Genomic DNA, 11,307 nt, shown 5'->3' on the forward strand with positions numbered 1-11,307 from the left:
CACAGGTTTTGAAACTGATCCGAAAAGTGCATAAAAAAAAAGAGCAACTTTTTACAGTTGCTCTTATGTCTTTGCGGAGAGGGCGGGATTCGAACCCGCGGTACCGTTTCCAGTACGACAGTTTAGCAAACTGTTCCTTTCGGCCACTCAGGCACCTCTCCGGGTTTTGACAGTGCAAACATAAAGCAAAATTTTCACTCTACAAAGCTGTTATCGCTAATTTTTAACAATTTTTTCATACGAAATGACAACCTGCTGAATGTCAATTCCTTTTTTTAGCTGTCTTTTTTCTTGCTTAGATCGTAATCTATACGTACATGATAAATACTCTTCAGCATAGACTTGAAAATCTTAGATACTTCGGTAATATCACGCATAGTAATATCCGCATTTGCAAACTGGCGCTGCATTAGCTTATGATCGATAATTTTGTCGACAAGGTTATTGATAGACTCTTCTGTAGGCTCTTTTAACGCGCGGGAAGAGGCTTCAACCGAGTCGGCCATCATCAATACTGCAGTCTCTTTGGAGAATGGTACTGGACCAGGGTATTTGAATATGGACTCATCGATAACCTTATCTGGATTGTCTTTTACGGCTAGGTTGTAGAAGTAGTCAACTTTAGTCGTTCCGTGGTGCGTACGGATAAAATCAATCACTACCTCCGGCATCTGATGCTTTCTCGCCATCTCGATCCCTTTCAGGACGTGCGAGATAATAATCTGTGCACTTTGTTCCGGCGTCAGCTCTTCATGTGGGTTATCATTCGTTTTCTGATTTTCGATAAAATAAAGCGGGTTGATCATCTTCCCGATATCATGATATAAAGCACCGGCACGAACTAAAAGAGGGTTGCCACCGATCTTATAGATTGCTGCTTCAGCAAGGTTTGCCACCTGCAATGAGTGTTGAAAGGTGCCTGGAGCTTTCAGGGATAGCTCGCGCAATAAGCGGGAATTACTATTGGTTAATTCCATCAAAGTCAAATCAGACACGATGCCGAATAACTTCTCAAATGCATAGATCAGTGGATAGGCGAGAAGCGTTAATCCGACACTGACAGCAAACGGTAATATATCTTGCCAGTAAATGGTCGAGAAGGAGCCGTTACGCGTCAGCACTAATCCGATATAAGCAAGTATATAGGTCGCTAGGATAATCACACTGGAGACCAGGAATTGCTCTCTTTTAACGAGCGTTTTAATGCTATAGATGGCTACCATTCCGGAGGTGAACTGCAGGAAGACGAAGTCGAAACTATTTGGTACAAATAGGCCGGCTACCAAAACCATCAGGATATGGATATTGAGGGCGATACGAGTATCGAACAATAATCTAAAGATGATCGGCACACTACAATAAGGTATGTAGTATAGGCTTGGGATCTTCATCTTGATAGCCCAGCTCAGTACGCCTAGCATAACAAGGATAACAATGAAGATAATGAATAGCAGACGATTGTTGTTGAAGATATCTCTACGGAAGTAGAATAGGAATACCATCAATAGGGTCATCGCTAAGGATATCAGGATAAAATGGCCGAACATCACGAGATTCTGCTCGCCGGATATTCGTGATTCATCCTCAAATACTTTGCGCAATGACTCCAGTTTTTGGTATGCTTCATTATTGATGATCTTTCCTTGTTCGGCAATCAACTCATCTTTTTGAACCATACCCCGCGTCGTCGATATATTCGCTAGGGCATTCTGTTCGACTTTGTTGGTTTGGCTTTCATTAAACACGAAGTTAATGGTGACATAACTCTTTAAAACTTCGGCAAACCAGGATTTATGTTCAATTAGGTTGTTCTTCTCTAAAGCTTCGCGTAGGTACTTATTTGCAGATTCTATAGTAAAACAATCGACGGTATTCTTTTGCTGAGCGACATTATCATGAACCAAGACGAAGTTGTACTGCATGGCAGTCGCATCATTCTTAACCGAGTCATTACCTTTGACTTGGAATCGGTTATTTAAGGAAATGATTCCGCGATTGTATATATAGTTGAGGAGAGCAGTGCCGACCTCTCTATACTTTGAAATATCGGTTCCGGAGGAGTCGAGCTGGCTAGACTGCCATTTCTCATTTAGATCGGTATTGAACTGATCGATCTGTTCCTTGCTAGCAACGTCGTTAAGATTGTAGATAGGCTGTACCGTACGGAGAATATACTGTTTATCGCGGGCAAGTTCTTCCGGTGTCTTAAGGATGGCAAAGTTATAAGGGGAAGTGAGATTTTCGTGATTCCATGGTTTTCCCTTCTCGTATTCATATTGGAAACGGGGTTGTTTCGGTAGGAATATACAGATTAATATAATCGTAATTACTACCATCCCATATTTCCATAGGGTTGAGTTTTGCTGCAATTTGTCTTTCGGGTAGTTAATCTTTAGTTTCGCCACGTTCTTATAGTCTTCCTTATCAAACAAATGTAATTATTTTCGTGCAAATGCCCCTTATTTCTGAAAAGTATGGGGATGTTCGTTATTAGCGATTATTACTTGCTATCTTTGCAAAAAAATTATGACATGTCTGCAAAACAACATTTAATCGCCCCATCAATTCTAGCGGCTGACTTTGCTAAACTTTATGATGATATTCAAATGGTAAACAACAGCGAAGCTGATTGGTTCCATATTGATATTATGGATGGTGTATTTGTTCCTAACATTTCTTTTGGCTTTCCGGTAATGCAAGCAATTGCTAAGCATGCAAAGAAACCTTTGGATGTTCACTTGATGATTGTCGATCCTGATCGCTATTTGAAAGCATGTAAAGATAATGGTGCAGCGGTAATCACGGTACATTATGAAGCTTGTACGCATTTACACCGTACGCTAGCAGCTATCAAAGAATTGGGATGTAAAGCAGGTGTTGCATTAAATCCACATACGCCGGTTTCTTTATTAAAGGATGTTATTCAAGATATCGATCTAGTTTGTCTGATGTCTGTAAACCCTGGTTTTGGCGGTCAGAAATTTATTGAGCGCACTTACTCCAAGATTAAAGAACTTCGCGCTTTAGCTTTGCAAGAAGGTACAGACTTGATAATCGAGATCGACGGGGGAGTAGGAACAGGAAATGCCGGTAAATTATTAGCAGCAGGTGCTGATGTTTTGGTAGCCGGAAGCTTCGTTTTCAATTCTGTTAATCCTCTGCAAACGGTGAAGGAATTAAAGGAAGTAGACCCTACAATTCAGCTGGTTTAGCACTTGTTTAGAATATTTCCAAATTGCAGCAAGGTGGCACAAATGCAACTTTAACTTGGTTTTTTTTGTATTTTTGTTCTTGTTGGCGTAAGTAAATATTTATTCCAATAGAATTAGTTAAAAGTAAATCATATTTAAACAAATAATACATGGCTTTTGATATAGACATGATCAAAAAAGTTTATTCACAGTATGATGAGCGTATTAATGCAGCTCGTCAGGTCGTGAATAAGCCTTTGACATTAGCAGAGAAAATTTTGTATGCGCACCTTTGGGATGGTACCGCTACGGAAGCTTACGAGAGAGGTAAGTCTTATGTTGATTTCGCACCGGATCGCGTTGCGATGCAGGATGCTACGGCACAGATGGCTTTATTGCAATTTATGCAAGCAGGTCGTCCGAAGGCTGCAGTTCCATCAACAGTTCACTGTGACCACTTGATTCAAGCTCGTGATGGTGCAGACCAGGATTTAACACGTGCGAAGCAAGAAAGTTCAGAAGTGTTCAACTTCTTAAGTTCTGTATCTAATAAATATGGTATTGGTTTCTGGAAACCAGGAGCAGGTATTATTCACCAAGTAGTGTTGGAGAACTATGCTTTCCCAGGTGGTATGATGATCGGTACGGACTCACACACAGTAAACGCAGGTGGCTTAGGAATGGTTGCTATCGGTGTTGGTGGTGCTGATGCTTGTGATGTAATGGCAGGTTTACCATGGGAGCTTAAATTCCCTAAATTAATCGGTGTTAAATTAACAGGTAAATTATCAGGATGGGCAGCTCCTAAAGATGTAATCTTGAAAGTTGCTGGTATCTTAACTGTAAAAGGTGGTACTGGTGCTATCGTTGAATACTTCGGCGAAGGTGCTGAATCATTATCATGTACTGGTAAAGGTACAATCTGTAACATGGGTGCTGAAATTGGTGCAACGACATCAACTTTCGGATATGATGCTTCTATGGAGCGTTACTTACGTGCGACAGACCGTGAAGAAGTTGCTGATGCAGCAAATGCTATCAAACACCATTTAACAGCTGATGCGGAAGTATATGCTAACCCTGAGCAATACTTCGATCAATTAATTGAAATTAACCTTTCTGAGTTAGAGCCATCGTTGAATGGTCCTTTCACTCCAGATTTATATACTCCAATCTCTCGTATGCGTGAGGAAGCTGGTAAAAACGGCTGGCCTACAAAAGTAGAGTGGGGATTAATCGGGTCTTGTACTAACTCTTCTTACGAAGACCTTTCGCGTGCTGCTTCTATTGCGAAACAAGCGATCGAAAAAGGATTAGTAACGAAAGCAGAATTTGGTATCAACCCAGGTTCTGAGCAAGTACGCTTCACTGCAGATCGCGATGGTTTATTGAAAACTTTCGAAGATCTAAACGCAACGATCTTTACTAATGCATGTGGTCCATGTATCGGTATGTGGGATCGTGCTGGTGCAGATAAGCAAGAGAAAAACACGATTGTACACTCGTTCAACCGTAACTTCGCAAAACGCGCTGACGGTAACCCGAATACATTTGCATTTGTAACTTCTCCTGAAATGGTAGCAGCTATCGCTATCTCAGGTGACTTAGGATTTAACCCGGTTACAGATACATTAACAAACAAAAACGGAGAGCAAGTAAAATTAGATCCTCCTACTGGTGATGAATTACCAGAAAAAGGATTCGCAGTCGATGATCCAGGATATCAAGCTCCAGCTGAAGATGGTTCATCGGTTACTGTTGATGTTTCTCCAACTTCAGATCGTTTGCAGTTGTTAGAGCCATTCGCAGCATGGGAAGGTACGGATCTTAAAGGCTTGAAATTATTGATCAAAGCTAAAGGTAAATGTACAACTGACCACATTTCTATGGCAGGTCCTTGGTTGAAATACCGTGGTCACCTAGATAATATCTCTAACAACATGTTAATCGGTGCAGTAAACTACTTCAACGATAAAACAGATAACGTTAAGAACCAGTTAACAGGCGAGTATGGTGCAGTTCCTGCAACCCAACGTGCTTATAAGGCTGCTAATATCGGATCTATTGTTGTTGGTGATGAAAACTATGGTGAAGGTTCTTCTCGTGAGCACGCGGCAATGGAGCCTCGTCACTTAGGCGTTCGCGCGGTATTAGTGAAATCATTCGCTCGTATCCACGAAACGAACTTGAAGAAACAAGGTATGTTAGGTTTAACATTCGCAAACAAAGAAGATTACGATAAAATCCAAGAAGATGATATCATCGATATCAATGGATTAACTGAGTTTGCTCCGAATAAACCATTAACGTTGGTATTACACCATGCTGATGGTACATCCGAAGAAATCTTAGCAAACCATACTTACAACGAACAACAAATCGGTTGGTTTAAAGCTGGTGGTGCATTGAATATTATTCGTGCAAACCAAGCTAAATAATAGCCCAACAGTTTAAATCTTAGCAATAAGATGAAAATATTAAAGCCGCTCATTTCCGAGCGGCTTTTTCTATTTAGTAGTTTTCCGAAGTGAGCTTAGCTAATCCAATAGCTTAGCAGTGCTGAAGCATATCATTGTTCTTTTCTATTCATATTTCGGTAGCTTTGTCGGAGGATTCTAATCCATTATTACATTTAACAAAACCATGAAAGCATTTACTTCTATACTGAGCATTATCTTGATATTTACTCTAAATGATGTGTCCGGTCAGCAAATTCCCTTTGAAAAGGATCCTGAGCGGAATACTACCGTCACGTATGAGGAACTTCGAAGTTATTATCAAGATCTACTAAAGGATGAGAAGCAAACGAAGATTATGGATTTAGGAAAGACCGATGTGGGGAAGCCGCTTCAGCTGATCGTCCTATCGAAGGATGGTGATTTCGATCCGCAAAGCATTAAGGCGAAAGGTAAGGCCGTACTTTTTATGAATAATGGAATACATCCCGGCGAACCGGAAGGCATTGATGCGAGTATGATGTTCGTAAGGGATTTGCTAAAGCAAAACAAGCTCTCCTCGGATGTCGTTATCTGTCTGATACCGGTTTATAATATTGCTGGGATGCTCAATAGGGGAACAACGAGAGCGAATCAGAACGGTCCGAACGCATACGGTTTTCGCGGTAGTAGTCAGAATTACGATTTAAATAGAGATTTCATTAAGGCTGATACCAGAAATGCGATGTTGTTTAATGAGGTGTTCAGCATTTGGGATCCTGATGTATTCTTCGATACGCATACCAGCAACGGCGCGGACTATCAGCACATTATGACCCTGATTGCGACACATCCAGATAAGTTACATCCCAAGCTAAGCAGCTACATGAAAGAGCGCTTTACAAAGCCGCTATATCGTGAGATGGACAAAAAAGGATATCCTATGGTTCCCTATGTTGATTCAAAAGGCGAGACTCCCCAATCCGGACTGGTATCATTTCTTGACGGTCCGCGATATTCAACCGGCTATGCAGCATTACATCATACTATTGGCTATATGCCCGAAACACATATGTGGAAACCCTATAAGGATCGTGTAGAATCAACTTACGCATTGATGGAGATCTTGCATGAAAACCTAAAGAGAGAGGCAAAGCATATCGTAAAACTTCGACAGGAAATAAAGGACGGACTAGTACATCAAAAGCAATTTGCAATTCGTTGGGAACTGGATACTACAAAGGTAGAGCAGATTCCCTTCTTGGGATTTCAAAGCGGACACCAGACTAGCAGGGTTAGCGGGCAGCAGCGCTTGTATTACGATCGTAAGAAGCCGTATAGTCAGAATATTCCACATTATTATAGATATAAGGAAACATTGAGGATTGATAAGCCCAAAGCGTATATCGTTCCGCAGGCCTATGAAAAGGTAATTCAATTATTGAAAGCTAATAGAGTCGATATGCAGCAATTGAAGCAGGATACGATCATAGATGCCGAAATGTATTATATATCCGATTATAGAACATCTAATAGGCCCTATGAGGGGCATTATCCCCATACTGATGTTGAGTTGGAAGTTGTAAAAAGAAAACAAGCGTATTTTGAAGGCGATTGGGTCATTCCCACTAATCAGCAAGCCATTCGTTATATCATCGAAACTTTAGAGCCGCAGGCTCCAGACTCTTTCTTCAACTGGAACTTTTTTGATGCTGTTCTTTCTCAGAAGGAGTATTTCTCGGCGTATATCTTCGAGGATTATGCTGCGGAGATGCTTGAAAAAGATAAGGATTTGAAGAAATCCTTTGAGGAGGCGAAGATTAACGACGAGAAGCTACGGACAAGTGGGACAGCCCAATTGCAATGGCTTTATCAGCGGAGTCCATTTTACGAAAAAACCTTTAAACTGTATCCCATAGCAAGACTTGTGAACTAATATTTTTCTGCTGACATACCCTTGTCAAATCTGCTACTAATTTTGGCTATATCATTAATCAACATTTAAAGAGATGAGCACGAAAGAAATTATTAGCAGAGACGAGTTTTTGAATCATTGGCAAGGACATCGTACATTGACAAGGAAGACAATCGAAGCATTTCCCGAAGCGGAGATATTTAAGTTCTCAATTGGCGGCATGCGTGTATTCGGTGATTTAATCAAAGAATTACTGAGCATCGCTGCGCCAGGATTGGATGGAATTGTCCATAAGAAAATCGAGGGCTATTCTCACGAGTTGCCGGAACTAAAAACGAAGAGCGATCTTCTCAACGAATGGGATCAACAGACCTCGCAGATTAACGAGCTTTTTAAGCAGATTCCCGATGAGCAGTTTCACGAATCCTTTAACCTATTCGGCGAATATGAATTTCCGGTTTATCAGAATCTATTGTATTTCGTAGACAATGAAATACATCATCGCGCGCAGGGCTTTGTGTACTTGCGTGCATTAGGCATCGAACCGCCATTTTTCTGGGATAGATAATCAATAACATACAAGAGGGCCAAGCATTTTTGCTTGGCCCTCTTTGTGTTGCTATTGGAGATTATTATTTCTGATAAACAGAGTTTACTTCGTTGATTTTCCATCCATCTTGGTCCATGTTGATCGAAACGTAGTCGATTCTTTTAAAGTTTCCGAAGTCTAAGGTAACACGGGCTAAACTATAGTTTCTATTTTTCTCAACCAGCTCATAACTCACTTCGCAATCATATTGAACCCCTTTATTTTTCTTTAAGAAGCTGATATAATCTTCTTTTCCAGATACTTTTTGCGATTTTCCAGCATTGAATTTTTGTTTGAAACTGTTGTCGAATAGATCGTTGATGTAAAGTGTGTTTCCATTTACTGTTGCGTTGATATATTCATCAACGACATTCTCAACAACGGCTTTGTTTAAGGTCTTCTTCTCCTCCTTAATAGGGTTTGCAAATACGTTTACTGATGAAACGAATAATAATGCTGCGATTGCGAAAGTTTTAGTTTGAGTTTTCATGTCTTTTATTTTTTAATGTTTAATTGTTCTGTTTATTATTTCTTATTTGATACTCCAAAGGTAGGGTAAGGATGGATGCAGCCCTAGGTAGATTAGGCTGATGTGCAAGAAAATTCGGTGAAAGTCGGGGAGGGTTCGGTAAAAATATGCGGAGAATATTTACCGAGTGTTAAATTCAAAAGAAAAAGCCTTCACTACAGATAGGAAGGCTTTTAAATGTAAATTCTACTGATTCGTGTTATTGACCAGAGGTTAGCAACTTGATTCGATGCGTTTTTCCCCAGTCTACCAATTGCTGGATTAGGTCGCCTGCAGAACGTCCGTATTCAGTTATGGTATAACGAACGGTAATAGGCTTTGTGTTTTGTTGTTCACGATGGACCAGATGGTTTTCTTCTAGATCTTTTAATTCTTTAGTGAGCATTTTTGCAGAAATCCCAGTAATTTCTCTTTGCATCTTTTTGAAAGTGTTAATCTGATCATCGCGAGTAATTAAATAATGGAGTATAAGTAGCTTCCATTTTCCACCTAGCACTTCCAACGTGTCGCGCATAGCGAGCAAATTGAGACTACATTCTGGTGGGTCGTTTTTTAATGTTTTCATACTAATGTGTTCGGGGGCTAATTAATGTATTAATAGTGTAATGTTAAAGCACATCAAAACTAAGTAATTTATTTATTAACGAAAATAAATTAAAAAAAATTTCGTCAGTTTTCACACAATTTATCATAGATTAATATTTGTGGTTTTCTGTGTTCCCTTGTTAAGACAGGTAGATAGCGCTTGTAATATCCAATATCATAGTGGATTAGCGGTTTATTGTCGTATTAAAATGACAATTACTGAATTACCACTTTTGAATAGTGGCAATAAAACATACATTTAAAGTATAAAATATAATACTATGAAAAAACTTGGACTCCTTTTGCTGATAAGTGTATTTTTTATCGCATGCAGTGAAAACGACGTTAAACCACCTAAACTAAAAGATCAAATTGCTGCAGATTTGCAAAATACTGTTTGGACGCCCCATCGCGTTGAAATTATAGAAGGTGATGATGTCGAAGGTACTGTTGTTGATAAAGGGATGGCTGAAATAAAGTCCGTTCGTTTTATCGACGATGTTTTAGAATGCACGGGTAAGGATGGCGTTACGAAGCGCTTGGGGTATGATGTTTCGAATGCCAATAAAGTAGATGAAATTCCAGAAATCTTAACGCTGAACGTTAAATCTTCGTATCCTTTCTTTTACATTTTTATAGACAAGAATTATTCGAGCCTTGAACTGCAGGTGAAAGCTGATAAAAATTCGAATTTTCATCAGAAAGCATTTTACTCTAAATAAAACTGAATTTTTATTTATTAAGTTTCTAAATATAAAAAGCGGACATAATTTGTCTGCTTTTTCACTTCCCAATTAAACTTATTCTTTTTAACGTCCTTTGCGACATTTTTTACACGCGCTTTATACATTTATTCGATATCTAACGTTTATAATTAATGGAAAAGCATTTAGATATGATAAACAATCAAACCTTAAGCAATGAGCGTATCTTACAGGGATTACGTTTGTTGAATGAAAAACACAAAGCATACCTGGAGGATGAAGGGAAATGGTTAGATGGTGGCTTCGAAACTTTGGTAACCATTGATGCTAACCATGCTGACCCAGATTTATCGCCTTTAATGGTGAAAAAGGAAATATACATGATGTTGCCTAATGATATTCGCGACGATGTGCAACGTGTAATCGATGTTGAATAGGCGATAATTCCACAACTTCAACAAATCAAGAACAGATCAGGATAGTTGAATTGTGGGATGAACATCATAAAACATAAGCGGGATGGATTCCCGCTTTTTGTTTTTATAGAGCGTTTTTCCTTCTTGATTATATCGTTACAGTTTTAGCTTTTCAATTCGACGACGGATTGCAGAAGATTGACGTTTAAAAATATCTGACAGTTCTTTTATCGGCTTGTTCTCATAAAAAAGCGATTCTAACAATTGATCCTCATCTCTCGACCATCGTTTGAAAGCATTTTGATAGGTTTTTCTGAGCTCTTTAATATCTATCGACTTTACGCCAGATTTGCGCAAGGTGAGGGGATATTTCGTATTCATTTTTTTATTCAATAAATCTTTTAATTCTGCCCTTCCTAATTCGACTTTTATATAAGCAAAAGTTAATAATTCACTAATTTTATTTGCAATAAGAGCGCTCGTTTCTTCAGAAAATGATTCCCCTTTCGATAGCGCTAAATCCGGATGGTTGGAAAAGTGATAAATTCCAAAAGCGCGCTTGAAACGGTCGTTCTTATGACGACAAAACTTCCGCATTTTTAGTCTCAAATCCTCCGCTTCCCCGACATAGCATATCTCATTGCCTTCTATAAAAATATATACAGCTGGTTCCTTAGGCAATTGATATTCCCAATTTCTTAAAGGTAGTAACATTACTCTTTTCGACTGTTTAATCAGTTGATCTTCCAAATTTGATAAATACTGTTCTATCTGTGTTGAATCCATAATTACCATTTTTTATTTAAAATAGTCTTACCAATTCGGAGGAGGAATGAGTTAACGAAAACTTAATTCGGATTATTAATTGACATCGTAAACATAAGGGGAGAGACACAAATAATTAATGTGCCCTGTCACGAAAAAATGGATCATACCGAAAGTT

General features: G+C 39.2%; 10 protein-coding genes and 1 tRNA gene. 6 read left to right on the plus strand and 5 right to left on the minus strand.

Translation table 11 applies throughout. The features are described 5' to 3' along the window. Positions 1–74 precede the first annotated feature (74 nt). Positions 75–161 (minus strand) — tRNA-Ser (locus tag B2400_RS12465). A gap of 114 nt (positions 162–275) precedes the next feature. Next, positions 276–2,405 (minus strand): HD family phosphohydrolase, encoded by a 2,130-nt coding sequence (locus tag B2400_RS12470; RefSeq protein WP_293933797.1) that lies wholly within the window; start codon positions 2,403–2,405, stop codon positions 276–278. Positions 2,406–2,531: 126 nt separating this feature from the next. Between B2400_RS12470 and rpe the strand changes: the two genes are divergently transcribed. The 4 genes from rpe (at position 2,532) to B2400_RS12490 (ending at position 8,109) form a co-directional block, all read left to right on the plus strand. Then, positions 2,532–3,212: a ribulose-phosphate 3-epimerase gene (rpe, locus tag B2400_RS12475; protein WP_293933799.1), complete on the plus strand. Its 681-nt coding sequence runs from the start codon at positions 2,532–2,534 to the stop codon at positions 3,210–3,212. Between the two features lie 149 nt (positions 3,213–3,361). Beyond that, on the plus strand, positions 3,362–5,629 hold the full coding sequence (locus B2400_RS12480; RefSeq protein WP_149525728.1) for an aconitate hydratase: 2,268 nt from the start codon (positions 3,362–3,364) through the stop codon (positions 5,627–5,629). A 205-nt stretch (positions 5,630–5,834) separates the two neighbouring features. Then, positions 5,835–7,562 (plus strand): M14 family zinc carboxypeptidase, encoded by a 1,728-nt coding sequence (locus B2400_RS12485; protein ID WP_293933800.1) that lies wholly within the window; start codon positions 5,835–5,837, stop codon positions 7,560–7,562. A 73-nt stretch (positions 7,563–7,635) separates the two neighbouring features. Further along, positions 7,636–8,109: a DinB family protein gene (locus tag B2400_RS12490; protein WP_149525730.1), complete on the plus strand. Its 474-nt coding sequence runs from the start codon at positions 7,636–7,638 to the stop codon at positions 8,107–8,109. Between the two features lie 64 nt (positions 8,110–8,173). Here B2400_RS12490 and B2400_RS12495 read toward each other — a convergent pair whose 3' ends face one another. Together B2400_RS12495 and B2400_RS12500 are read right to left on the minus strand one after the other, a co-directional pair. Next, positions 8,174–8,620 (minus strand): nuclear transport factor 2 family protein, encoded by a 447-nt coding sequence (locus B2400_RS12495; protein WP_293933803.1) that lies wholly within the window; start codon positions 8,618–8,620, stop codon positions 8,174–8,176. Between the two features lie 238 nt (positions 8,621–8,858). Continuing rightward, complete coding sequence (locus tag B2400_RS12500; RefSeq protein WP_149525732.1) at positions 8,859–9,224, minus strand: winged helix-turn-helix transcriptional regulator; 366 nt, start codon at positions 9,222–9,224, stop codon at positions 8,859–8,861. A gap of 301 nt (positions 9,225–9,525) precedes the next feature. Between B2400_RS12500 and B2400_RS12505 the strand changes: the two genes are divergently transcribed. Both B2400_RS12505 and B2400_RS12510 read left to right on the plus strand, forming a co-directional pair. Beyond that, on the plus strand, positions 9,526–9,966 hold the full coding sequence (locus B2400_RS12505; RefSeq protein ID WP_293933806.1) for a hypothetical protein: 441 nt from the start codon (positions 9,526–9,528) through the stop codon (positions 9,964–9,966). 173 nt (positions 9,967–10,139) lie between these two features. After that, entirely contained in the window at positions 10,140–10,385 is a 246-nt protein-coding gene (locus B2400_RS12510; RefSeq protein WP_293933808.1) for a hypothetical protein, read from the plus strand. A gap of 135 nt (positions 10,386–10,520) precedes the next feature. Here the strand turns inward: B2400_RS12510 and B2400_RS12515 are convergent, their stop codons facing one another. Further along, entirely contained in the window at positions 10,521–11,150 is a 630-nt protein-coding gene (locus B2400_RS12515; protein WP_293933810.1) for a hypothetical protein, read from the minus strand. Positions 11,151–11,307: the final 157 nt, after the last annotated feature.

This window comes from Sphingobacterium sp. UBA6645, assembly GCF_002455685.1.
GTDB lineage: Bacteria > Bacteroidota > Bacteroidia > Sphingobacteriales > Sphingobacteriaceae > Sphingobacterium > Sphingobacterium hotanense.

Bases quoted from the DNA above. Each gene is read 5' to 3' on its own strand.
- B2400_RS12495 (WP_293933803.1), bottom strand. From the start codon at position 8,620: ATGAAAACTCAAACTAAAACTTTCGCAATCGCAGCATTATTATTCGTT.
- B2400_RS12500 (WP_149525732.1), bottom strand. From the start codon at position 9,224: ATGAAAACATTAAAAAACGACCCACCAGAATGTAGTCTCAATTTGCTC.
- B2400_RS12485 (WP_293933800.1), top strand. From the start codon at position 5,835: ATGAAAGCATTTACTTCTATACTGAGCATTATCTTGATATTTACTCTA.
- B2400_RS12505 (WP_293933806.1), top strand. From the start codon at position 9,526: ATGAAAAAACTTGGACTCCTTTTGCTGATAAGTGTATTTTTTATCGCA.
- B2400_RS12510 (WP_293933808.1), top strand. From the start codon at position 10,140: ATGATAAACAATCAAACCTTAAGCAATGAGCGTATCTTACAGGGATTA.
- rpe (WP_293933799.1), top strand. From the start codon at position 2,532: ATGTCTGCAAAACAACATTTAATCGCCCCATCAATTCTAGCGGCTGAC.
- B2400_RS12515 (WP_293933810.1), bottom strand. From the start codon at position 11,150: ATGGATTCAACACAGATAGAACAGTATTTATCAAATTTGGAAGATCAA.
- B2400_RS12480 (WP_149525728.1), top strand. From the start codon at position 3,362: ATGGCTTTTGATATAGACATGATCAAAAAAGTTTATTCACAGTATGAT.
- B2400_RS12490 (WP_149525730.1), top strand. From the start codon at position 7,636: ATGAGCACGAAAGAAATTATTAGCAGAGACGAGTTTTTGAATCATTGG.